Genomic DNA, 21,838 nt, shown 5'->3' with positions numbered 1-21,838 from the left:
TTAATAAAGCTTAGGGTTTCACCCATGAATTTTTATGCAAGCGCACGAAGGTATTAAAGTCTCTTCTCCAAAATGATTTTCGGTTCTCCCTTTTCGTCGGTGTACGTCCCAACAACATCAAAACCATGTCTCAAATTTAAAATGAGCATGCTTCGCCATTTGTTTTTCGTTTGTGTGCGTACCACATCGTATCCTTGACTTTCACACCATACATGTTGTCTTCTCATGAGTTCTGATGCTATCCCTTGACCTCGGTATTCTGAATTTACACCACCTAACCAACTGTAAAACCGAGTTCTACGGTCTTGATAACCGATTTTATACCCGACGACGTGTTCGTTGTCTAAGGCAATAAGCACAAGAAAAATGGGCCTGACATACAGTTCTTCCTTTATGGAATCAGGACTTTTTAACTTGAAGATGGTACTATGCAATGAACACATACTCTGATACCAATCAGATTCCACTTCCAAATTCGTAAAAGCCTTGTATTCCATCATATCCTCCTCATGAAGCGCCATTTCAACTGGCTATTCTGGTTTTACCGGTTAAACCGCTATTGCGCAAGATCCCGAAAGCGTACGCAACCGTATAATCATACAACAGGTGGGCCTAATGGCTCCTGAATTTGCGTCCTCTTATGTTCAATAGCAAATATTGCATTTAACCAAATACAGGATCAGCGATTCCGTATAGTTGGTCACGTTTTCCGCCAAGGTCTTGTGCATTAAGAATCATGATTGGAGATACCATTTTTTCTTTAAAACCATACGTTAAAAGGTCTTTCATAAATCCTTCTTGTTGGCTTGGAACGTCAATACGCACTAAACCTGACCAACCCGACACCAAGTTTTTTATAAGCATTAGTGCGATATTATGTGAGTCTGCCACTATTGGACCGACCACGAGTACATTGTTGCGATGAACTGCAAAACCGAATCCTATAATGGTATTTTGCGAATTCCTTACCACATAACCACAATCCATATTTGAAAAGAGAACAGGATACAATCGATCTCGATTCGCACCAATAACGGTCTCATCTAATTCAATGAGTTGACCGAGGTCTCCTTCGTCAACATGGTCTACCTGAAAAGACTCGTTAACTCTGATATCCTCAACCGACTCACTGACTTCAAAACGATGTATATTCCCAATTGCTTGGAATCCAAGCGACTCATATAGAGGAAAGCCTTGTGCTGTTGCAACTAACATAACTGGTGCCCCAACCCGTTCGGCTTCAATTAAGCAATGTTTCACGATGCTTTTACCAAGACCCATTCTTTGGAAATCCGAATGAACAATAACGACACCCAAGGAAGCCAGAGCAGAATCGTAGATGTAAATCCCCGCACTTGTAACTAAGTTCCCTTCAAACCGATAACCAAACATCTTACCAGCAGGAGAAATAAATAAGTTCGTCTGTCCTGTCGTAAAGTTCCATCCAACACTTTGAGCTAAATTCTGAAAAGCAGGACCGTCATCCTTAGTTATCATGTCGATTGCAAAATCTTGATACATCGCTCTGACTTCTTTCTATAGCAGAAATTTCAGTATATTATCACATGTTAAAGTATGGGAATTTATGCTCTTTCGATCATCAATATTTTTAAATGTACCACATTATTCAGTCGGAAGGTACACCTTTTCCCATGAGCATTTTCATGTAAAAACACCGCCTATCCAGGGGTACAAGGTGTTCATCTTGCTTTATCTATTCGTTCTTCATCTGCTCAACCACTTCGACGGAAAGACCTGTGACTTTCGATATTTTCTCCACTGAATCGCCGAGTTTTAGCAACATACGTGCGATATCCCTTTTTTCCTCTTCATGACCTTGTTCAAGTCCTTTCTCACGGCCTTCTTTAATTCCCTTATCTTCAGCCTCTTGGATGATCTCTCTTAAAATATTCGTCATTTTCAACGCCTCTTTCAATCGTTTTTCTTGTTCCTCCGTCATCATTCGACCACTAATCCCAAGCATCACAATGGTTGTCAAACTCTGTTCATAGGAATCAGGAATCAGGAATCAGGAATCAGGAATCAGGAATCGCTTGGATGAGTCGAAAGTACGTTCGAACGCGTCCTCTTTCGTCATTCGCTCATACCGCATATGCAGAGCAAAGGCTAATCGCATCCGATCTTGGTCGGTCCAATCGTCATGTCAAATGTGTTGTTCGATCTCATCCAACATATGATCACCATCGAAGTGGCTTAAAAATACATTTTCTACCTGTTACTGAATCGTGCCCGCATCCACCTGTTCTGGTGCATCCTTCACTCCAGAAGTGTACAAAACAATAGTACGAATAGGTACAGTATAGGTCTCATGAAGTAAGCTATCGCAGAGCAAAAAGTGATGCACATTTGGTTTTTGAATGGATTGAAATTCAAGGTGCAAGATGCCCCATCATCCACTTCAAATACCACGTCTGCAAAACTTTGTTTCATGTCAATTTTGGCACATTCGGTTGAGAGTGCTTGCACCACATGCACGCCTTCGATTTTCAAGGCAGATAACGCATCGTAAGGGAGGACGCGTGAAAGATTCTTTAGTACCAGATCTTGTGTATGTCTTGGCTTGTGCATGATGTCTTATTCCAAGGGTTTCACCCTTCTTTCAGTATAAGCAGCAAAAGCCCCCTTGAGAAGAAGGCTCTGACTGGTTACGATACTTCTACCACGTAATCCAGCACCTCCTCAGACCGCACAAAACCTTTGTGCGCGTCAAAAGTGATTCCCTTGGAGTAATCTTGCGCGAAATTGGATCATGGTTTCAAGTGATGGACATGCATGTTTGAAGAAGATATACTTACAGTATTAAATTCTAATTTTCCGACAACTACAAGAAGTGATGAGCATGAGAGAGACTATACGCTTTAAGAAGAACAGCCAGGTGACGATACCAAAAGCTATGGCTGATGAGCTTGGACTTCAGGAAGATGATCTTCTTGAAGTTCACCTTGAGGATGGAAAGATCGTACTGATTCCGACGGTGGCCATTCCCAAAGATCAGGCCTGGTACTGGAGCGAGGAATGGTAGTCTGAGGAGAGAGAAGTTGACGAGCAGATAGCACGGGACGGGATCACAAAACCATTGAGGGCAGATGAGGCATTGTCAGTTTTGGATCGCCTGATGAAGCACAATGAACAGTGAGTTTCAGCTAAGCTACACAGATATATTTTTTAAAAATTTATAAAATATTGATCGAGAAGCCCAGTTTGTGATTCGCGAAGCAGTGAAGCTGCTGGTGACCGATCCAAGGCATCCGTCACTTAGAACCAAGAGTGTTCAGGGGACACGGGGAGTTTTTGAGGTCAGCGCTAACCTAGACCTTAGGATCACTTCGCAATATGAAAGCAATGGTGTTTTCTATCTCCGCAACTGCGGGCTTCATGATCGTACGTTAAAAAATCCATAGCTTTATCATGTTTTTCCCTTCTCTACAAGTCTCTCAAAAAGGACTGAAACGCAATGAATGATATGATCATCCAATGCGTTCGGGGGGGTTTCTCTATCTATAGCTTTCTTGACAGTCTATCAAATTCCGAGACTAATAGGAGTTTGACAAATTTCAGGGTGTTCCCTCTCGCGCCTGCCTCCGTAGCCCTTGAGCTCTCCAGCCAGTCCTTTTGTTCACGTAAGGATATTGAAATAGAGTTCGTTTTTAGATTTTTTGACGTTGTGTTTCAGCATCCTTTGACCTAAATTTGACAAGTTAAGGTCTTAACGGACGATTTCCTTCGTTTCGTGAGCAGACCCCTAATACCACATTGGCAACTATATGTTTGGCTGAACATACGTGTATTCTCCATTAGGCCACTGTGTTACTGTAACAAAATTAGCTTCATTTGGTGGATAATATCTACCTGAAATATGATAATTAATACTCCAATCTTTGATTCCAAAAAAATTTAAATATCTTTCTGAACCAAGTAGCCGCACTCCTACAATTGAAATAGCTGTTGACGGTAAGTGGTTTTCTTTACCAACATGGATCTGTGCATGAATTGCCACATTATGATATTGAATCGTCCAAAATGTAAAAAATAGTGCTAAAAGTAGAATGAATAATAAACCTGAACCGATAACTTTATTTTTTGTTTTAATCATAATTTTTCATCCTTTTGTTTGCATATCATCTCGAAATTTCATTGTTATCGATGTTTTAAGGTTTTCAGTTTTACATCTTTTTCGTTTGACCCCAAGTCCCTTGCTCCCTATCGGGTAAACATCCAAAAAATGATGTAAAATTCGCTATAAATCGTTTCAAATACTGATAGTAACCGCTTTGTGACACGCTTAAAACGTTGCGCATCTTCTCCATAAGAAACTTGGAGCGATTTTCTTTGATAAAGTGGCACTTTATCTCCGGTTGAATGCGTTGATGCACATGGCCTTTTTTAAAATTGCATCCTCCTCTCGCAAGTCACGGTTTTCTTGCTCCAGTTCACGGAGTGCTTGTGCATCAGGTTTTAAATGGCGAATTCCAACAAATGAAGAGACAAAATCCTCCTTATACTGTTGAACCAATCCGTGTATCGTCTTCGGCTAAATGCCTAAATCAAGTGTGCCTTGGGATCCGACTTGCCTTGCTGTGTCACCATTTGGACCGCATTTAACCTAAAATCTCGATCAAAGGGTTTTCGCACGATCATCACCTCGAATAATTTTATTTTACATTCTCAGTTCGTCCTGTCCACTTTTATAGCCTAACATCAATCTTAATTCAGACTGCAAGAAGAACGTCCAATGATTACCGGGGTAATCACAGATTATCGTCCGAGTTATGGGTCGTAGCATTTTGGGAGTTACATGCCGCCTGAGTTGCCGCTGCATCCCGACACCCATCGTTAGACAGTGGAAATGCGGGTAATCATTCGTGCTACTTACAACCTTGCGCATTGGCCTCAACTGCACCACCTGTAGGTAGTATGAATGCCGTATCCAATCACTCGCATAATATCCATCTCGATGATACTTCAGTTGTTACGTTATACTGTATTTGTATCAAGTAAAATACGAAAAGGGGATCACGATGAAAGCACTCATCACTGGCGCAAATAAAGGAATTGGTTTTGAAATCGCTCGCAATATTGGAAAGCGTGGTTATGACATTCTCGTCGGGGCGCGTGATGTAGCCCGTGGGCAAGCATCGGCCGAAAAACTTGTAGCAGAAGGCATATCAGCGACGTTCATCAAGATCGATTTGAACGAGTTGGATAGCTTGCACACAGCGGCTAACATGATTGATTCGCTCGATATTTTGGTCAATAATGCTGGAATTCCTGATCGTGTGAAGCCTCAACGCGCTGCGCTCGACATGACAAAGAACACATTTGACTATACAACCGAGGATTTACGTACGACGATGGAGACGAATTTTTTCGGCACACACGAACTCACGAAAAATCTGTTGCCATCTCTGACAGACGCTGCGAAAATCGTCAACATCACCATTCCTATTTCGCCTACCGACTTTTGGCACCCACTCGCTTACATCACGAGCAAAGCAGCACTTAACGTGATGACACTAACTTTTGCCTACGAGTTTGAAAAAATAGGAAGTCACCGCCAGATTTTCGGTATCATGCCTGGCGCTGTCGCGACCGACTTGAACGGCATGCAAGCTGGTGCACATGGCGGATTCGTCAAATCTTCCGAAGCCGCTGGCAAGATGAGTACCGACATTATCTTATCTGACAAGAATCAAAACGGCCAAATGATTCAGTATGATGGAAAGATCGTCACAGATTATGAAGTCCAACTGAGAATAAAGCAACATTAAGTGTTGTCAGTGATACGACTTAGGATAGCACCTTTCGTTACGTAGCGAGCATCTCAAGGCGTGGTGCGGTATGTCTCAGTTTTTACGATCTATTACTCTCAACGTTTCCGACATCAAATGCGTAGCTATGCATCTCCAAAAAGTGAACTTCTCATGCATCCGATAACAATTCATGCGTTTGATCCTCAACTACATGATAGCTCGTATGATACCTGTCCATCGAAGGGAATTGCACAAAGTCAATTAGGTGAATCGTGATCACTCGATGTAACTCTTGATAGGAAGCTCCTACTACCATTTGCCGACGATACAACTCCTCCCAGTCATACAAGGTGCGTTTGCGTTTCGCCATACCGTAGTCATGCGCCACTTGCATTTCCATGTTGATGCGCTCCTTTTGATCAGTTTCTACGAACACATCCATGCGAGAGAGCTTATCTTCTTGGTATTCAGGAGACTGCTCTGTGTTGCCAAATTGCACAGTTGTCAACGATTTGTTTCGATTAATGGATCAGTATTTTGATGTAACCATTTTGCGCATGGCGTCGTCAAAGGAAAGAGAGGAGTGTGATTGTACATCCAAAGGGATAAGGCACTCCATAACGTGATGAAATCATACTATACTGTTTTGATCAGATGATCAGGACGCGATATTCTAAGACAAAGGGTGGTTTGTCTGCAAAAACAATTACTTGGAATCGGTGTGGCTGCTCTGGCTATGACGTGCCTAGTAGTGACGGGATGTGGGGTCAGTAACCATCTCACGGGGACATCGGCAAGCGATAGCCCTTCCGCTACCGTGCAGCCGAGTGACCGGACAACGACGCCTTCTACGTCACCTAGTTCTTCCTCCACGATAACACCGTCTGCATCGAATTCAACAAGGCCGGCGCCTACATCGCATCTGAGCTCAACAGGCACGAAAGACTCAACGGTGTCGGTTGATGAAATGAGGGCATCGTCTAATGAACGGTTTTCTTCAATTATAACGAGAGCGATGGCGCATGTAACGAAGACAAAGTTTGCTCTAATGGCTCCCACTCTTCCTGATTATTCACCTAAATCTAGGGTGCCATTATCTATGGGAGCTGTTGTTCAAAGTAGTGCCGACAGTTATTCGGTCAATTTACAGTGGGCGCACAGCCAATTACCAATCAATAGTCCATCGCTATCCATGCCACCTAATACAGGTGACGCAGGAATCATTGGATCATTTGGAGCCACTCAATATCCATCGGCTAAAACGGCACTGGCTCATCTAAATATCCAGCAAATGAATCCACATCTATCGCCGCCAACAAATAGTAAAAATACTACAGTTGATCTTGGACACGGCATTCAGGGACTCTCCTATTCGTCCTTTCCTGGTATGGTCATATGGCATCAAGGGGATTGGACATTGGAGATGAGGGGCTTGGCACTCCCCCCCATTCAGAAAGCGAAGGAAATCGTCACGTATCTTCATACGCACAACTTGCCTCCTACAAACGGAGTGTTCATTGTCGTCATGGCAGCGGATGGTGACCATACATCAGCACAATGGGTGTTTGGCAAGGTGGTGTATTCATGCTCTGATTATCATTCTGCGCTTCAAGCAGCAAAAATGGCGGTATCGATGCGGGTGTATCCACCTGAATCTCCCCATGGCTAAAGGGGTTCTAAAAGCCTATACCGCCGCACTCTCGTCGGCTCTTGCGCAGGCACAAGGTTTACCTTTGTTACAGCATCCGACGCATCATGCATGGGCAAGTTTTTTTCGGACGATCCACTCCTCCTCCGCCATCCGTAGACGCCGAAGATTGATCTTCCGTAGAGTTTCTAAAATGAACCCACCAAAGTAAAGAACTCCAAGTACGTTTTTGCCCTTGTAGAGAGATCCTTACTGCCATCCAGCACTTGCAGCGTCCTGAACGGCGGTCAATAACGGGGATTTGATTCCTCGTTCTGCTGATGATAAACCCTGAGAGGAGATTACAGCTCTTTTTTGTGACCAATCCTGACCACTTTTTCTGATCAATTGAGTAGGACGTTTAGTGCCCGTTCAGTAGTCCCTCAATATACAGCAGTACATCAAAGAGTTGGAGGCGTAAAGATGAGAATCACATTGCAAATTTTTGGGCTATCCCTATGTGCAGTTACATTTCTTTCATTAGGGACGGGGTGTGGAACTACTGTTTCCAGTTTGGATTTAACTAATACAACTGTCTCGCAGAAAACGCAGGCCGTAATCAAAACTAAAAAGTGGACTGAACCTGATTTTACCGTCGTGAGCATTTGGAATAGTCCACCTCAAATCGGATTTATCACGGACTTTAACAAAGCGCAGCCTATGAATCAATTCTTTAGCCTCAATGACTTTCGAGATGTGCATTTTTGGGACCACGGTTACCGATTTTCGTTTACACTTCTGAGTGCCAATATTCTACACCTGTCTACACCAACGGTACCAGGAGAACAGTATGAACCCACGATTAAGCTGAATAGATTAATGCCAATTCCTGGTCCACACAACCCCTGGGTGACCAGCGTAGAGTTTCAGGAAGTCCACGATACGGTGCACGTAACCTGTTTTTTGGCGCAATCTGGAACCCGCTACAGCCTGGGAACGACGCCCGTTGCCTTCTTTTTTCAATTCACTAAGTAACTCAAAAGAATCGAGAAGGAACTCTCACTCTTTTAGATGCTAGGAGTTACATGTATATACCGATCCAACAAACTGAATCGTGTTCATGTTAGCATCCCATTCATCAATGGTGCTAACTTGCGAACCAGCATCTGAACATGTTCCGTCAAAAGCCATATACCCAGCGATATTACTCCCAGTAACCGGTCCCATGAAATCCGCTACATCCACCGCGACAAATAATGGAACCCCGAAAGAGTTAGCATCCCATATGGTAAAATCGGACTGATTGATATATAATGCACCCGTTAATTGGGAAACTAGTCCAGTGATCCATCCCTCAATCAGCATGAGCTTGCCCTGCGCTACTCAGTCGATAAGTGCTTTCAAGATCGAGAACAACATAAGCTGGAACGAATCCATATGTCTTAGCCGCATTTTGAATCGTCGAGGTAGCCACCCCTCAGGCAGCAGTCTCCATTGCAGACTTCCACTCCGCATTTGTCGCGGATGCCGATGGGCCAGATACTGTCCACACGCTGAGCCACCCAAAATTTACTTTGGCATAAGCATTTTCGATCATTTGGTCCACAGTCGTATCCTGTCCAGCAGCCTGCAGCGCATAGGTATACGGAGAAATTGATTGTCCTTCTCCCGCCGTGGCAGCAATTTTGAGCGCGGCATCGTCATAGGAAAGAGAGGCTTGTGATTGTACAACCAAAGATATAAGGCACTCAATAATGTGTCAAATTTCTACTGTGCTGTTTTATCTGATGATCAAGACACCGCGATATTCTAAGACAAAGGGTGGTTTGTGTGCAAAAACGAATACTGGGAATTGGTGTGGTTGCGTTAGCTTTGACATGTATAGCCATGACAGGGTGTAAGACCTATTTCCCTAAACCGAGATCGAATATTTACTCAAAGGATACATCTATAGTCCATGTATTTAGTTCTCATTCGAAAATCCATAATTATAACAAAGAACAAGATTCTATCAAGCAAGGTAAATCATCTAGCGTGATACTGGAACAAATACAACCCGAAACAAATGGAGTGGTTTTTGTCACCACAAGAGAATTAAATTATTCTTTAATGATGAAAAATGAACAATTAAAACATAACCTTTTTATTGCAAATTTATTTGACGTATATCACGGATTATTTCCGCTCAATAAAAATATTACAGTAGGAAGTCCTTGGGTAAAATCTGTTAGACTCGCAGAAAAAACGATCAATTACAAATTACTTGTTTACTCACAAGGTCAGCTACACATGTAATTACTGGTTGGGGAGGATTTATGTTTAGTTTTACTTTCAGATAAAATAGTATACTACTGATTCGTTTTTAAAGGTCTAAAGGAGGATCACGGGCTCAATCTGAATTTGTATGAAAAAACAGTTTCTCGATTGACGATTAAGTCTCTAGTGTTTAATTGAACATTCAGCCCTCACTTCTTGTGCAATCTCTTCATCGACTACGCCATGATTCATCTACACCTTGCGAATGAGTCGGTCAAAACGCAAAAGGATATTTTCCATGACTTTGGCATCTCCAGCTTTTGCGCGTGTGAACACATCTTTGATCCGCACATTCATGCATTCCACCACATTGAACATTAAATTAAAAATGAACTTCATATAATACGACACACTTCACAATTCAAGAAAGGTAAACTAGTTTTAGTTACAAACAATAAATTTTAAAGGAACATTGGAAATGAAAAAAATCACGCAACTTGCTTCTGTACTTGTTCTATCCTTCACTGCCGCATCTATGCCCAATCCTGCTTTTGCCACAAGTCAAAAAAGTATGCCGATCAATAACCCGTCTCCACAATTCAACGCTCCCCCATCGCACTTCAACCCGCTTACGGCCACTGATACACAACGTGCTCAATATGGATTTCCTGCCCGTCAGAATGTTGCCAGCGCCGTTGCAAGATGGAAAATAGCTGTTGAGGGAGTCATTGGATAAAACCGACATTTATTTCAACAGATATAAGTTCTTCATCTCATGGTTCTCGATATAATTATTCGAGCGGAGCGATTGATTATTCTGGTGGAAACAAAGGTGAACAAGTGGTTGGATGGTGGACTTTTCCTTATGCAAGTGGCAATCCAAGTTTTCATCCTGCATAATCGAGTTCATGGGTTGGGGTGGAGGGAAATCGTTCTGATGCCACTCATTCATGGTGGTACAGAACCAAACGATATAACCTCAACTAATTACAATCTTTGTTATCAAATTCTTAATACATGCGTCAATATGCATTATGAATCATCTGTTGGTGGTCTACATGCAGTCCCTGGTGATAATATGTATGTCGATATTTGGTTCACTGTGGATTCCTCAACAGGACAGGGAACAGCACATTTCTATTACCATGACCTCAAAAATGGAAACGCGATATCATTTAATGTCTCTGGTATCACAAGCTACTCCGGATACAATTCAACTTCCGAATGGATCGTAGAACGACCAACAGTTATTAATTCCACAACGGAAAACATGGCAGACTATGGTTCTGTGACATTCACAGGAGAAGATGGAACATCAAGTGGAACTTCGTATCCAACAACCCAGAACGTCGGCTATGCTTACACAATTCAGCCTAGCGACAATCACATCCTTTCTGAAGTTACTACTCCAATGAACTCGACGGGGAATGTGACTGTGCACTGGGTACAGTACAATTAACCGCTTATGAGAGACAGTACGGTGTCTCTCAATCACCCTCGTTCTATTTTTACAATAAGCGTATTTTCAATTCCCGTAATCTTTATACCCTGTGAAACAAGGTGGACGAGTACATGATCATCAAAGCAAAGAGAAAACTGCTTAATGTAGGTATTATTGTTACCATACTGATCGCAACAAGCATTTTCATTCATAGTTTACAACCACCAGGATACGCATCTCAATCGCTTCCACCCAATCCAAAATTAGTGATTATTAACAGCGTGTACGCAGATTCGAGTGTACAGCCACGCCTCTATAATGCCCACCAATCAGGGCAAATTAAGAATTTGATGTACCTCTTCAACAAAGAGTATGGGGTCATACCGGAGGGTGCAATTTATAGTGGGCTTCCACTCCCACCAATTAACTATTACGTAAGTCTTCGCTATCAGAATGCATCTGAGGATCAACTCATAATCGTCAATCTCCCTGGCCATTCCATGGAAAACGTTAAAACCGGGATTATTTATAATATATCTTCATTTTAGAATAAAAGTACAAGCGGAACCATTATCAATTTCCTTGGCGAACTATTCAATAAAAGATAAAAAACCGATTCATCACTGGACCTAATATAAAGTGGCGGACACAAAAAGAAGGACTGATAGACTACTATCGAAAGGGTGTCTTGAACAAAATGGGAGCAAAACAAACCATGTCCTGAATTTGTGGATTCTGCCCTTCTTGCCGTTTTCTAATCGCCCCCTTGATAGTCAGTTTATATCAGTACCTCCACGCTGCCTCTCCCAGAACGCGGCGCAAATGGGCATTCCCACATTTCGTGATACCCCCTTGCTTTCTCGATGACCCACTCGAATATTCTCTAGGCACAAGTCCTGCATACGCCATCAGTTGGTCCGGATTTCGAAACCGACGAAACTCTCCAACCTCTGCCACCAGCCACGTCGCGATTACTTATGCAACGCCCCTCAGTGTTTGCAATGCCCGAATGACGGGTTCCTGCTAACTTTCTGTCGCCTCCAGATGAATCGCTGCCTCTAGACAACTGAGTCGACCATCGATTTCATCGAGGTGGTGCAAGTACTCTTGAAATACAACTTGTTCTGGCCGATCTTCCCATTTCAGCCCGTCGAGCCAACGTCTGTGCATGGACCCCCCACGGAAGTAGACGTGACTTTGGTCGACGATCATGTCGCACAAGAAACTTCGACAAACGATGTCTTGCCCGTAGTCGATCTTCGATCCCATCCTCTCGCGCCCACACCAAGTCTCGCAGAGATGCATTGTCTTCGCTAGGAACAAACACCGGCACTAGCTCTCCAGCTCGAAACAACTGCGCCAATCTCAAGGCGTCCAGCCGATCTGTTTTCACGCGATCACCCTGACGAACTGGAATTAGTGAGGGAGCAACCACCATACACGGCAATTCATGGCCCGCAATAGCCGGTATAACCCGTATCCCGTTGGGCCTACTTCGTAAGCGGACCTCCTCTTCAGTCAACTATGCTTCCATGTTCCTCACGGATTCTACTGTGTGGGGAAACATGCCCACAAACTTCGGCTGACCGCGTCCATCATCTGCCACGGCTACAGCAATGCTCTCTTTCGACACGTCTAAACCTACGTATTTTGTGCTATCCTTCATACGATCGAAACCTTTCGTATGGTAGCTCTGCATTGGCTACCATTCTCAGTATGGCCAACGCAACCTACGATTTTACGAAACGGGACCGTTGTCGTTCATTATGACTAGGTCAGGAAGATTTCGGATTCAATGTAGCCTAAGTATCGTCGAATATAATCTGCTGATTTCAAACGCAGCTCTTTAATATCCTGACGCTTTGGGATTTTTCCTGCCATATAAAATATCCGAAGTGCTGTACCAAAGCGAACTTCCTCATCAACAAAACCAACTCCATATCCTTCTTCGAATTTTTTCCACGCCACCTCTGGATTCGCTGTTCGTCGAAGATGCAGGCGGGCAACACCGATATCAATTGACCTGTGTCCGAATCCGCACTCATCAAAATCCAGATAGTAAAAGCCTGACGGAGTTGATAAGAGATTTCCGAAATGTAAATCTGCATGAATGAATTTTTTCTCAAACTTGACATATTTCCAGTGTTCAGTCAGGTTTCTAGCAATCATAATGCATCGCTCTTTGTCTTCGCTCGTAAGGACATTACAATCCAAAAGACACTGTAGACCGTCTTGCACGATGTAATTCAAATTGTACTCGGGTCTGTCCCAACCTCCCCAATCCTTTGTCTCTTTTTTCATAATTTTATCTGAATTTACATGTAGTGCACACACTAAGCGCCCCAGTTCGTGATAATCATCTTCTGTTGGGTTTAGAATCAAATCTGATTCAATGAATTCTGATACAGTATAAATGTCTCCGTGATCATCATCTGAAACAGATACGAGATCTCCGAAGCGATTTTTAATCAATCGAGGCACTTTAATAAACTCTGAAAGCCTGTCTATCCATGCAACCTCTGCACGAACTTGGTTCAACGTAAACCTCCCCGGTCTGTACCTACGAATTGCGTATTTGCTAGTTTCAGTTTTTGCCACGTACGTGTTGTTCTCTCCAGAGTGCAGAACCACAAAATTGGTGTCAGAATTCCATTGGTATGATTCAGTGAGAAACTTTCGTTTTGACTCTTCCATTCTGCAGCCACATTTCAATTATTTTTGTCACTCCTGTCTGATTGCACAAGATTCCGAAAGCGTATGCCACCGTATCATCATACAACAGGTGGGCCCCTCAGGGAACTTGCATTTTTGCGCCCGTTAGTTCAATTTTGCTAATCTTAAAACCATTAAGTCCTCATCGAAATAATGTCCATCAAACTTCAAAGCATGTGGTTCTACACCGTAAACTGCAAATCCCAGCGAGGCATATAACCGTTTAGCTGATTCGTTATTAGACACTACCGTTAGATGAATCTGTTCCAACCCATCGCATTCTTTAGTCGCCCTCTCAATGAGGGCTAACAGTAGGGTTTTACCTAAACCACGTCCTCGAAATTGAGGCTCTATGTACATACCGTAGATATTTCCTTTATGTGTCGTCTTAAGCCTGTTTTCACGTGCAAAATTGACAATGCCAACTAATATGTTGCTGTCGTCAAAACATCCCAACGTAAATTGGTCTTTTGTATGCTGTATCCTCTCTGCAAAATTCTCCAAAGGTCTAGTGGCTTCTTGCTCATATGTTGATCCAAATGAACCAGGATCATTTTTCAATGAACGCAACCTAACCTCCCTATATACTTGGGCGTCAAAAGTGTCCAACAGTCTAATATACATACGGCACTTCCAATCCATTATCAGATGTGTTTTCAAATAACCTTCCAAATTTAATTAAACGACCCTTAAGCGCCACGAGCGTCCGCAGAGATATAGGTATAATTATCCATATCGACAGACGTTTCTTCAGCTAATGCGCCACTCTTGAGTTATGCAGTCGGGCGACGGGCAATAAAAACTAACTCCCTTCCTGGACGGTCAGGTGCATCTCTTACCTCTTCCAAAGTCAGTCCGACATCTTTAAGAGAATTAGAAATTTCCTCATAACTACTGAAACGCAACGTCGAGTCTGATGTGATAATGGCACCATCACTTTCGAACACATAAGTCCATCGGAAGGAAACCAATGAATCTTGCACGTTAGTAACATCAACTCAGCTCTCAACAATGCCATAGCTGGGTACATCAACCCGTTCAAAAGTACTGTCCTTATTCCAGTTTGTCCATGCCTGTGATTCGGGTTTCCGTGTTTCAAATATCAATCGTCCGCCTGGACGTAATGCACCCCGAACGGCTACCAGGGTCTCTTTCCACTCCTCATCGGTCAGGAAAACCTGGGCGACGTTAGCAGTCATGGTTGCAATGTCAACCGTCAATGGCGGGAGGTCTAGTACAGTACTGTGAATCCATTCAACACGTTCAGATCCAGGTTTTATTCGAGCCACCTTGAGTGAAGCTTGAGCTGGCTCCAGTCCAATAACTTCGATACCTTTGGCGGCAAGCCGACATGCAAAGGTTCCTGTTCAGCAACCAATATCAAGCACTGAACGGGCACCAAATTCATTTACCACGGACTCGTATGCGTCGAGGTCAGAACGGTCAGGGTCAAATGGATCATAAATTGCAGCCAGTCGTGGATTCTCGAAGATTTCATCCGCCATTCGCTTACCCCCAATTCAATCAAATATGAAAATTACATACATTGAGTCGCTATGGCACTATCCTGCCCTGATGTGCAGTAACGTTCACTATTTAGACCTGAATATTCATGCAATTATTGCTACAATGCCTTCTTCGAGATCAGCACCCTTTAATTCAACAACTTAGTGCAAACAAGGAGCGACAGGGTTTCTGTCGCTCTCTATATACATCATTGAGAATCGCGTAGAACCATAAAAACGCTGATGACAATCAGTGCGGCCCCTAACCAAAACGACGTTCCAACTATTTCTCCAAGAATTAACCAACCGAGAAATGTACCAGCTAAAGGTTGAAAGAAAAAGAACAATCCTCCAGATGACGCATCAACCATTTGTAATCCCTTATTCCACAAAAAAATGCACCTGCTGTAGAAAAAATCCCTAAATATAAAACCCCACTCCATATGCTCGGGTGTAGCCATATTCTTGATGGTGTATGGATCAATTGTGGAACAGCCACAGGGGATATCAGTATCGTCGCGATTGAAATGGCATACATGATGACCGTTAATTGTGAATAGTCTTGCGGAATGCGCTTTACTATAACGGACATGAATGCCCATGACAATGCAGCAATCACCAAGATCACTCCACCACGTACGTATGAAGGGCTTAACCCACCAATTCCTACAATCATTAGAACGCCGATTGTGGCAAGCCCAACGGATAAAGCTCTACGAACAGTTATCTTTTCACCTACTAGCATTCGAGCGAATACTACCATAAAGGCGGGTGTTGCTGATGTAATCATAGCTCCCATCTGTGCTGTCGAAAGTTTAGTTCCAAGGAACTGCGTCCAGATGGATAACGCATACCCCACAATTCCAACAGCGATAACGAGAGGTACGTGACTCCATCCAATTTTCCAAGATTGCTTAGTAACAATTATGCAAACTGCGAGTGTAATCAGTGCAACAACGTACCTCATCCAGACAAGCTCCATGGGCTGAACAGTTGCAAGTATAATCTTGCTTACCACATACATGCCACCCCATATACTTGCGGCTAATGCCATGTATAAGGCGCCTAAATAGCGTGTATTCATCCATATCCCTCCGTCATATTTGAACATTCATTGTCCACGGGCGAAGGGAAAATACGTCCCGATCCCTTCACTCAATGGCGTGGGAATGAGGGGACGTCGTTCTCAAATAATGCATCAAACACCATGTGTTGAGCCTCCTAACACAATTCTGTTTTAACGAACACGGAAACATTGTCTTCTCAGTATATCGCGAACTTTATGATTATTCACATTGAATTACACTCTAAGTTCAACAAGAAAAATAACCTGTCGTTGCATTTTCATACAACAAGCCGGCATCACGGTTCTTATATCACCGGCTCAATACTTCCCATAAGTGTAGCTGTATCCATAACAGTGGCAAATTCGTGATTAAGGCTAACTAAATTGATTTCATGAATTTCTTCAGGTGAATAATACTTTCCTTTATCTAACGTACGCCCAAAAGTTGCCGTAGCATCTGAAATGAGGTATGGCTTAAATCCAAGGTTTGCTGCCATGCGGGTCGTTGTAGAAATGCAGTGATCCGTCGTTAGCCCTACAATAATGATTATTTGATACCCATTCTTTCTCAAACAGTCTTCCAAATCTGTGCCGATGAATGCACTGTTTACACTTTTTTGGAACAGAGGTTCATAAGGTAAGGGCTTGACACCATCTTTAATTTCACTTCCGATATGGTCTCTACGAAGAGGACTGGTAGAAATCATAGATAAGTGCTGAACATGAAAGACAGGGCGATTCATTTCTCGCCAGTGGCGAAGAATCCTTTCAATATTTCCTTCCGCTTGTAAGTTGTTGCGTTCTCCCCACACCGGGTCATCGAATCCTTTTTGAACGTCAATAATTAAGAGTACCGCATACTTTCAATTGCACTCATCATCGAAACCTCCGCCACTAAAATTATTTTTCGGTGTCCTATTTTACTATAAATGCTATTGGACTCTCCGGCCCGAGAGTCCCACAACGACGCGGATGGCAGTATCGAATATTCATGCATTTGTTGGTGTACCGCGTTCTTGAGTGAATGCACCCGCTAGCCACAGAACAGTTGCGTTATTCTGGGCGTTGCATGAATCCCCACGCATTTCCGAATGGGTCGGTGAGTTGGCATACCCATACTTTATCTACCCCGAAAATCGGACCACGAAATAGACGACACCCATGCGATTCAAAGTGTGAAATCGTCTTGTGAAGGTCTGCGACTCTCCAATACGTAACTTGTCCAGCTACGCCGGATTTCGTTTTATCATCCATTGGGTGAACTCCCACTGTTGTACCCGCCAAATCAAAAGCACAGTAATTTTCGTCGTCGAAATAAGGCTCTGTGCCCAACAATTTCATGTACCAGGCTTTGGCTTCTTGGACATCGGGTACAAAGAAAAGCACTTCACAAACTCCCATTACACCGTCCACGTAGCCACCTCATTCTGGTTTTCTGACCGTTCGCTGTGCAACAAACGGCAGTGAAACCGCTCTATACCAGGATATTTCTCGCCAAGAGACTGTATTTCGAATCCATATCTACGATAAAATTCAACGGCATCATGATCCGTCTCCGCAGTTAATTCAGTGAAATTTTTCAATCTGAGGAGTTCATCGATCATATTTCGACCGATCCCTGAGTTGCGCCGGTTGTCAGCAACCGCAATGTGGAGGATTTCCGCAGAGGCTCCCTTGCCCTTGAATCCGACAATACCTACCGCGGAGCCACCGTCATCAATAAAAACACATAGCTCCGCGTCATCTTGCCGATACACATTCTCCAAAATGTTGTGAAGCTTTTTTTCCGTTGCGGATCCGACCGCATATGACAACAATTGGATGACTTTCTCGATGGATATGAGGTGATCCCTGTACTTAACCAGCTTCACAGCTGACACCCCTTTCCTCAGCAAATCCTCTTCTGTCGCAAAACGGCCCTTGTGTCGTTCTTCTACCCGATTGTGAAACAAGACCTGCGAGCTACATGCTGCATGTGTATGCAGAAGTGGCACCAAGACGCTCTAGGGTGTACGCACTGAACAGTCATATATCACTATTGCTTGAGGAAAAATTCATGACATTCCACAACGAAGCAAGGAATTTAGAACCTGTTATAGAAGTCCCCTCTACTTCCAATCGAAATAACGAGAATGACATGTTTTTCTTCTTCAATGGAAAATACGACTCGAAAGTCGCCTACCCTAGCCTGAGAATGTCTTCGGTTCCTTTCAAACGCTTGACTTGCCGGTTAGAAAATGGATCTTCAGCTAATTGTAACAGGGCATTACGAATTCGCTGTTTTGTCTGTGCGGTTTGTTTATCGATGAATTTTCGAGCGTCTTTGCTGAAGATGAGACTATACATTCAGTTATCACCGAAAATTTCATCGAAGGAAACAAAGTCTCCCTGGCGCATATCCTGGCGAATACGCTTGTATTCCACAATCGCCGTATCGGACACGGGTTCATCATCATCGTCAATTAATTTGTCAATCAGGTCGGCTAAAGCTGGCAATTTGTTCTCGGGGAGGAGATCGATTACACGATGAAGCTGCTCACGGGATAATGCCATTAGACTACACCGCCTTTCATACGAACGGAGTAGTTATATCGCGTATTTCCCAAATTATACACCAAAAATTAATCACGCGTTTTTCATTCTGCTCTTCAGGATTACTGATTCAATAGCGACATAACCCAAAAAATGCCTTGCTATGTATTTATGCATGGACGGGAGCAAATCCTTCTTGGAGATCAGCACCCGTTGTTATGAACTCAAGTTACACAACGTTCATTCCATCATTCCTGCCACTTGCCTTTTGGCTCAAGCGTGTCATGGTGTTTCGCTTGTTTGTCGTGACGCGATTTATATGGATGGGGTTCTGGAATTCACCATGCACTCTGTAACCTGGCTCCGGCCCGGATTCACTCTATCTGGCACGGCTACGTTGTCCCGTGAGCTATCGCAAAGCCGCATTACTGCTGCCAAACGTCACGGTAGGTTCGCGCCCGCAGTCCTGGACGGGTGGATTTTCACCACATGATGACCGACGACGCACATTTTTGCATAGCCTCCGGCCAATAAAAAGTTCAATTAAAAATATCCCCCAGTGAAATTTGAAGTCCTTCCTTAATTCCGACGGGAACAAATTCATCCTCTCCAGCAGCATAGGTTTCTGCAGGGCCAAATATATTTTGATCAATACTGAACACTTCCACAGTTCGCATGACTGGATCAACAATCCAGTACTCACGCACGCCGGAACGTTGATACAGATGTAGTTTTGCTTTACGGTCTTTCCCTGCAGTTGAAGGGCTTAACACCTCTACAACCAGATCAGGTGCTCCGACACACCCATCATGTGTTATCTTGTTGGCGTTGCAAATCACAGTCACATCCGGTTGAACATACGCATCTTTGGTGTCACCTGTCGGCCAAACATCGAAAGGAGAGACGTAGGTTCTGCATTGCCCTTTGAAGGCTGAAAAAAACAAACTCCCTATGGCAGTGGTAGCCCGCTGATGCCCCTCGGAAGGCGAAGGGGACATATCATATACTACACCCTCGATCATCTCGTAACGTTCGAGGTCTTCCGGATTCACAGCCGCCATTGAGGACTCCCCCATCATTGAGTTTTATCTTCTTCAATTTCATTTAAATAGTACAATCACGCTGGCGCAGCTCTCTGCTAAACGAACCAGAGCCTTGTTCTAATAGTACCTTGTAGGAATTAGGCTTTCAATTACCTCAAGGACGGTATTGCGCTATTCTGCTTCAAGTGCGCAATATCATTCAAATTTGAATTTTTACGCCCGTTTCCCGAGCAAGTGATTATCTGACTTACTCGATGTTTTATCGAATAATTAGCTGCTTTTTCAACACTAAAAGGGACGATACAATGCCCAGAATGGATAGCGCAGATAGCACAAACCATGTGATATGACCGCCCCAGATGCTTAGCAAGCTGCCAATGATTAGGTAGCCGATTGCACCCATGCCTTGTGTTACTGTAGACGTTATCGCATAAACTCGACCAACAACAACCTCAGAAACTCTGCTTACTCTATATGTTAGGTAGATGACCAAAAGAAGCCCTTCACCAAAGCCCTTCACCAAAGCCCAGAATCGCAGAACACCCATAAACCATCGGGTCCCAATTAGTCGTAGAAAGAAGGATTGCACCCACAAACATTAAACTTTGTGCGGACAGTGCCATGACCACACCTAAACGTTCTGGTACTCTCGATCCAAGCAGAGTTCCTAGTAAAGAACCGACAGCGTATATACTCACTGAGACGCCGACTTGTTCTGATCCTCCATGCAACGTCTTTAGTACAAAGAATGTCAAAGTAGGAATCAACGCAGCGAACACAAAACGGTTGCTACCCCACAATAACGTGATCGCTTTTAATACAGAATCATTTACAACTGTTTTGAGACCTACACGCATTTCAGTGAAAAAATCTCTTGTTTGACGGGAACTTTGCGCACTCACTTTCTCGTTGTCACGTAAGTTGATGATTGCTATAGCCGAAAAAATAAAGGATAGTGCATCTAAGCCTATGACATAAGACGGACCAATCTTTGACGTCAATATACCAGCTAGGGACGGTCCGAGAACATATGCTGCACTTTCAATAGCTTCAAAATAACCGTTGGCACGTCCAAGTTCTTCTGGTACGACGATGCGTGGAATCATCCCGGTGTAGGCTGCACCGAAAAACACAGCCAAAGTCCCACTTATGATTGCTACAAGTACAATGACGGGCATTATCGGTATATGCACCAATGATGCAATAGGAATGAAAGCCATCACAACAGCTCTGCCAAAGTCCGAGATGATCATCACTCTACTGCGATTCCAACGGTCTACCCAAACACCCGCAGGTAAACCTACGATGAGCAGAGGAGCAACTTCTAATGCTCCAACCAATCCCATGAGAAAGCCCGACCCAGTCACAGTTAAAATGAGGATGGGCAGTGCCACGGCAGCAATCGAATCGCCAAAGTACGAAACTCCTTGCCCACTTAATAGGGTTAAGAACCGTTTATTTGAGAATATAGAGTTCTTAAATCGGCTCATCACGTGCCCCTTCAAATAAATTTTGTTTTCTTTGTAGTGTTTGATCACTTAAGGAGTTCATCTATTTTCAACAACACCCATACAATTATACCAAAAATTAAAATTATCCCTTTACTAAACTCTGCTACCTGCTCGAGAACGACGGAGAAGTCTATCTGAATCATGATACATCAGCTGGCAGCACACCGCTTCTGGCATATTCACCACCTTAGCGCTAAATCAAACGGCTTTCCGTTCGAAATGAGCAACATAAACACCACTGCTTATCTCGGTTGTATCGGTTTCAGTGAACCCGTATTGTTCATACAGCTTTACCGCTGGTGTGTTTTTCTGACCTGTTGACACGATAAACCGTGTCGCATCGTTCTCCGTAGCCAGTAGGTGTTCCAGTAATG

The 21,838-nt window shown here is 43.5% G+C and carries 30 protein-coding genes and 2 pseudogenes; 8 read left to right on the top strand and 24 right to left on the bottom strand.

All coding sequences use genetic code 11. The features are described from left to right. Positions 1 to 53 precede the first annotated feature (53 nt). The 4 genes from MM817_RS13480 to MM817_RS13465 all read right to left on the bottom strand — a co-directional run bounded on the left by MM817_RS13480 (position 54) and on the right by MM817_RS13465 (position 2,401). Positions 54 to 500, bottom strand: a complete 447-nt coding sequence (locus tag MM817_RS13480; RefSeq protein WP_241716069.1) for a GNAT family N-acetyltransferase — start codon at positions 498 to 500, stop codon at positions 54 to 56. A gap of 163 nt (positions 501 to 663) precedes the next feature. Next, on the bottom strand, positions 664 to 1,521 hold the full coding sequence (locus tag MM817_RS13475; protein WP_241716067.1) for a GNAT family N-acetyltransferase: 858 nt from the start codon (positions 1,519 to 1,521) through the stop codon (positions 664 to 666). 193 nt (positions 1,522 to 1,714) lie between these two features. Further along, positions 1,715 to 1,963 carry an RpnC/YadD family protein gene (locus MM817_RS13470; RefSeq protein WP_241716064.1) on the bottom strand — a complete coding sequence of 83 codons (249 nt, stop codon included), beginning with the start codon at positions 1,961 to 1,963 and terminating at the stop codon, positions 1,715 to 1,717. A 273-nt stretch (positions 1,964 to 2,236) separates the two neighbouring features. Beyond that, positions 2,237 to 2,401, bottom strand: a complete 165-nt coding sequence (locus tag MM817_RS13465) for a hypothetical protein (RefSeq protein WP_241716062.1) — start codon at positions 2,399 to 2,401, stop codon at positions 2,237 to 2,239. A 459-nt stretch (positions 2,402 to 2,860) separates the two neighbouring features. On the opposite strand from MM817_RS13465, the gene MM817_RS13460 reads away from it, so the two are divergent. Next, the gene (locus MM817_RS13460; RefSeq protein WP_241716061.1) at positions 2,861 to 3,043 is read left to right on the top strand and encodes an AbrB/MazE/SpoVT family DNA-binding domain-containing protein; all 183 of its coding nucleotides are present in this window, start codon (positions 2,861 to 2,863) and stop codon (positions 3,041 to 3,043) included. Between the two features lie 738 nt (positions 3,044 to 3,781). On the opposite strand, the gene MM817_RS13455 is transcribed toward MM817_RS13460, so the two are convergent. Both MM817_RS13455 and MM817_RS13450 read right to left on the bottom strand, forming a co-directional pair. After that, entirely contained in the window at positions 3,782 to 4,114 is a 333-nt protein-coding gene (locus MM817_RS13455; protein ID WP_241716059.1) for a hypothetical protein, read from the bottom strand. A 252-nt stretch (positions 4,115 to 4,366) separates the two neighbouring features. Next, positions 4,367 to 4,534: a hypothetical protein gene (locus MM817_RS13450; RefSeq protein ID WP_241716057.1), complete on the bottom strand. Its 168-nt coding sequence runs from the start codon at positions 4,532 to 4,534 to the stop codon at positions 4,367 to 4,369. Between the two features lie 505 nt (positions 4,535 to 5,039). On the opposite strand from MM817_RS13450, the gene MM817_RS13445 reads away from it, so the two are divergent. Continuing rightward, positions 5,040 to 5,789 carry an SDR family NAD(P)-dependent oxidoreductase gene (locus tag MM817_RS13445; protein ID WP_241716055.1) on the top strand — a complete coding sequence of 250 codons (750 nt, stop codon included), beginning with the start codon at positions 5,040 to 5,042 and terminating at the stop codon, positions 5,787 to 5,789. A 151-nt stretch (positions 5,790 to 5,940) separates the two neighbouring features. Here MM817_RS13445 and MM817_RS13440 read toward each other — a convergent pair whose 3' ends face one another. Further along, complete coding sequence (locus MM817_RS13440) at positions 5,941 to 6,279, bottom strand: Rpn family recombination-promoting nuclease/putative transposase (RefSeq protein ID WP_272879992.1); 339 nt, start codon at positions 6,277 to 6,279, stop codon at positions 5,941 to 5,943. Positions 6,280 to 6,507: 228 nt separating this feature from the next. Between MM817_RS13440 and MM817_RS13435 the strand changes: the two genes are divergently transcribed. Next, complete coding sequence (locus MM817_RS13435; RefSeq protein WP_241716053.1) at positions 6,508 to 7,440, top strand: hypothetical protein; 933 nt, start codon at positions 6,508 to 6,510, stop codon at positions 7,438 to 7,440. 441 nt (positions 7,441 to 7,881) lie between these two features. After that, positions 7,882 to 8,433 carry a hypothetical protein gene (locus tag MM817_RS13430; RefSeq protein ID WP_241716051.1) on the top strand — a complete coding sequence of 184 codons (552 nt, stop codon included), beginning with the start codon at positions 7,882 to 7,884 and terminating at the stop codon, positions 8,431 to 8,433. Positions 8,434 to 8,472: 39 nt separating this feature from the next. On the opposite strand, the gene MM817_RS13425 is transcribed toward MM817_RS13430, so the two are convergent. Further along, complete coding sequence (locus MM817_RS13425) at positions 8,473 to 8,763, bottom strand: hypothetical protein (protein ID WP_241716049.1); 291 nt, start codon at positions 8,761 to 8,763, stop codon at positions 8,473 to 8,475. Positions 8,764 to 8,875: 112 nt separating this feature from the next. Further along, positions 8,876 to 9,133, bottom strand: a complete 258-nt coding sequence (locus MM817_RS13420; protein ID WP_241716047.1) for a hypothetical protein — start codon at positions 9,131 to 9,133, stop codon at positions 8,876 to 8,878. A 95-nt stretch (positions 9,134 to 9,228) separates the two neighbouring features. On the opposite strand from MM817_RS13420, the gene MM817_RS13415 reads away from it, so the two are divergent. The 4 genes from MM817_RS13415 (at position 9,229) to MM817_RS13400 (ending at position 11,643) form a co-directional block, all read left to right on the top strand. Then, complete coding sequence (locus MM817_RS13415; RefSeq protein WP_241716046.1) at positions 9,229 to 9,693, top strand: hypothetical protein; 465 nt, start codon at positions 9,229 to 9,231, stop codon at positions 9,691 to 9,693. A gap of 439 nt (positions 9,694 to 10,132) precedes the next feature. After that, positions 10,133 to 10,390, top strand: a complete 258-nt coding sequence (locus MM817_RS13410; RefSeq protein ID WP_241716044.1) for a hypothetical protein — start codon at positions 10,133 to 10,135, stop codon at positions 10,388 to 10,390. A gap of 96 nt (positions 10,391 to 10,486) precedes the next feature. Continuing rightward, positions 10,487 to 11,113 carry a hypothetical protein gene (locus MM817_RS13405; RefSeq protein ID WP_241716042.1) on the top strand — a complete coding sequence of 209 codons (627 nt, stop codon included), beginning with the start codon at positions 10,487 to 10,489 and terminating at the stop codon, positions 11,111 to 11,113. A gap of 113 nt (positions 11,114 to 11,226) precedes the next feature. Then, a complete protein-coding gene (locus MM817_RS13400; protein WP_241716040.1) occupies positions 11,227 to 11,643 on the top strand; it encodes a hypothetical protein in 417 nt (138 codons plus the stop codon). Between the two features lie 235 nt (positions 11,644 to 11,878). Here MM817_RS13400 and MM817_RS17455 read toward each other — a convergent pair whose 3' ends face one another. The 15 genes and pseudogenes from MM817_RS17455 to MM817_RS17450 form a co-directional block, all read right to left on the bottom strand. Continuing rightward, on the bottom strand, positions 11,879 to 12,055 hold the full coding sequence (locus tag MM817_RS17455) for a transposase (RefSeq protein WP_419723402.1): 177 nt from the start codon (positions 12,053 to 12,055) through the stop codon (positions 11,879 to 11,881). A 124-nt stretch (positions 12,056 to 12,179) separates the two neighbouring features. Further along, positions 12,180 to 12,617 carry an IS110 family transposase gene (locus MM817_RS13395; RefSeq protein ID WP_241716038.1) on the bottom strand — a complete coding sequence of 146 codons (438 nt, stop codon included), beginning with the start codon at positions 12,615 to 12,617 and terminating at the stop codon, positions 12,180 to 12,182. A gap of 248 nt (positions 12,618 to 12,865) precedes the next feature. After that, positions 12,866 to 13,789 (bottom strand): phosphotransferase enzyme family protein, encoded by a 924-nt coding sequence (locus tag MM817_RS13390; RefSeq protein ID WP_241716036.1) that lies wholly within the window; start codon positions 13,787 to 13,789, stop codon positions 12,866 to 12,868. A 123-nt stretch (positions 13,790 to 13,912) separates the two neighbouring features. After that, a complete protein-coding gene (locus tag MM817_RS13385; RefSeq protein WP_272879991.1) occupies positions 13,913 to 14,431 on the bottom strand; it encodes a GNAT family N-acetyltransferase in 519 nt (172 codons plus the stop codon). A 149-nt stretch (positions 14,432 to 14,580) separates the two neighbouring features. Then, positions 14,581 to 14,790 (bottom strand): hypothetical protein, encoded by a 210-nt coding sequence (locus MM817_RS13380; RefSeq protein ID WP_241716032.1) that lies wholly within the window; start codon positions 14,788 to 14,790, stop codon positions 14,581 to 14,583. A gap of 15 nt (positions 14,791 to 14,805) precedes the next feature. Continuing rightward, positions 14,806 to 15,162 (bottom strand): annotated as a pseudogene (locus MM817_RS13375) (class I SAM-dependent methyltransferase); the annotation flags it as partial. Positions 15,163 to 15,174: 12 nt separating this feature from the next. After that, complete coding sequence (locus tag MM817_RS13370) at positions 15,175 to 15,312, bottom strand: hypothetical protein (RefSeq protein WP_241716030.1); 138 nt, start codon at positions 15,310 to 15,312, stop codon at positions 15,175 to 15,177. 209 nt (positions 15,313 to 15,521) lie between these two features. Next, positions 15,522 to 16,396 (bottom strand): annotated as a pseudogene (locus MM817_RS13365) (DMT family transporter). Between the two features lie 287 nt (positions 16,397 to 16,683). Next, positions 16,684 to 17,223: a cysteine hydrolase family protein gene (locus MM817_RS13360; RefSeq protein ID WP_336605177.1), complete on the bottom strand. Its 540-nt coding sequence runs from the start codon at positions 17,221 to 17,223 to the stop codon at positions 16,684 to 16,686. A 208-nt stretch (positions 17,224 to 17,431) separates the two neighbouring features. Continuing rightward, entirely contained in the window at positions 17,432 to 17,779 is a 348-nt protein-coding gene (locus MM817_RS13355; RefSeq protein ID WP_272879997.1) for a VOC family protein, read from the bottom strand. Beyond that, positions 17,779 to 18,249, bottom strand: coding sequence for a GNAT family N-acetyltransferase (locus MM817_RS13350; protein WP_241716026.1), 471 nt, complete (start codon positions 18,247 to 18,249; stop codon positions 17,779 to 17,781). Before MM817_RS13350 ends, MM817_RS13355 begins: the two co-directional genes overlap by 1 nt. Before the next feature lie 475 nt (positions 18,250 to 18,724). After that, on the bottom strand, positions 18,725 to 18,931 hold the full coding sequence (locus MM817_RS13345) for a hypothetical protein (protein WP_241716025.1): 207 nt from the start codon (positions 18,929 to 18,931) through the stop codon (positions 18,725 to 18,727). A 518-nt stretch (positions 18,932 to 19,449) separates the two neighbouring features. Continuing rightward, a complete protein-coding gene (locus tag MM817_RS13340) occupies positions 19,450 to 19,971 on the bottom strand; it encodes a Uma2 family endonuclease (protein WP_241716023.1) in 522 nt (173 codons plus the stop codon). 485 nt (positions 19,972 to 20,456) lie between these two features. Further along, complete coding sequence (locus MM817_RS13335) at positions 20,457 to 21,443, bottom strand: MFS transporter (RefSeq protein WP_241716021.1); 987 nt, start codon at positions 21,441 to 21,443, stop codon at positions 20,457 to 20,459. 219 nt (positions 21,444 to 21,662) lie between these two features. Beyond that, a complete protein-coding gene (locus MM817_RS17450) occupies positions 21,663 to 21,833 on the bottom strand; it encodes an N-acetyltransferase (protein ID WP_419723401.1) in 171 nt (56 codons plus the stop codon). Positions 21,834 to 21,838: the final 5 nt, after the last annotated feature.

This window comes from Sulfoacidibacillus ferrooxidans, from assembly GCF_022606465.1.
Lineage (GTDB): Bacteria > Bacillota > Bacilli > Alicyclobacillales > SLC66 > Sulfoacidibacillus > Sulfoacidibacillus ferrooxidans.
This window is presented reverse-complemented; position numbering and strand designations above follow the sequence as displayed.

Coding starts and splice junctions, on each gene's coding strand:
- MM817_RS13460 (WP_241716061.1), top strand. CDS start 2,861: ATGAGAGAGACTATACGCTTTAAGAAGAACAGCCAGGTGACGATACCA.
- MM817_RS13370 (WP_241716030.1), bottom strand. CDS start 15,312: ATGGCGGATGAAATCTTCGAGAATCCACGACTGGCTGCAATTTATGAT.
- MM817_RS13425 (WP_241716049.1), bottom strand. CDS start 8,763: ATGCTGATTGAGGGATGGATCACTGGACTAGTTTCCCAATTAACGGGT.
- MM817_RS13355 (WP_272879997.1), bottom strand. CDS start 17,779: ATGGGAGTTTGTGAAGTGCTTTTCTTTGTACCCGATGTCCAAGAAGCC.
- MM817_RS13470 (WP_241716064.1), bottom strand. CDS start 1,963: ATGATGACGGAGGAACAAGAAAAACGATTGAAAGAGGCGTTGAAAATG.
- MM817_RS13390 (WP_241716036.1), bottom strand. CDS start 13,789: ATGGAAGAGTCAAAACGAAAGTTTCTCACTGAATCATACCAATGGAAT.
- MM817_RS13385 (WP_272879991.1), bottom strand. CDS start 14,431: ATGTATATTAGACTGTTGGACACTTTTGACGCCCAAGTATATAGGGAG.
- MM817_RS13480 (WP_241716069.1), bottom strand. CDS start 500: ATGATGGAATACAAGGCTTTTACGAATTTGGAAGTGGAATCTGATTGG.
- MM817_RS13455 (WP_241716059.1), bottom strand. CDS start 4,114: ATGATTAAAACAAAAAATAAAGTTATCGGTTCAGGTTTATTATTCATT.
- MM817_RS13445 (WP_241716055.1), top strand. CDS start 5,040: ATGAAAGCACTCATCACTGGCGCAAATAAAGGAATTGGTTTTGAAATC.
- MM817_RS13475 (WP_241716067.1), bottom strand. CDS start 1,521: ATGTATCAAGATTTTGCAATCGACATGATAACTAAGGATGACGGTCCT.
- MM817_RS13345 (WP_241716025.1), bottom strand. CDS start 18,931: ATGGCATTATCCCGTGAGCAGCTTCATCGTGTAATCGATCTCCTCCCC.
- MM817_RS13410 (WP_241716044.1), top strand. CDS start 10,133: ATGAAAAAAATCACGCAACTTGCTTCTGTACTTGTTCTATCCTTCACT.
- MM817_RS13430 (WP_241716051.1), top strand. CDS start 7,882: ATGAGAATCACATTGCAAATTTTTGGGCTATCCCTATGTGCAGTTACA.
- MM817_RS13400 (WP_241716040.1), top strand. CDS start 11,227: ATGATCATCAAAGCAAAGAGAAAACTGCTTAATGTAGGTATTATTGTT.
- MM817_RS13340 (WP_241716023.1), bottom strand. CDS start 19,971: ATGGCGGCTGTGAATCCGGAAGACCTCGAACGTTACGAGATGATCGAG.
- MM817_RS13335 (WP_241716021.1), bottom strand. CDS start 21,443: ATGAGCCGATTTAAGAACTCTATATTCTCAAATAAACGGTTCTTAACC.
- MM817_RS13435 (WP_241716053.1), top strand. CDS start 6,508: ATGACGTGCCTAGTAGTGACGGGATGTGGGGTCAGTAACCATCTCACG.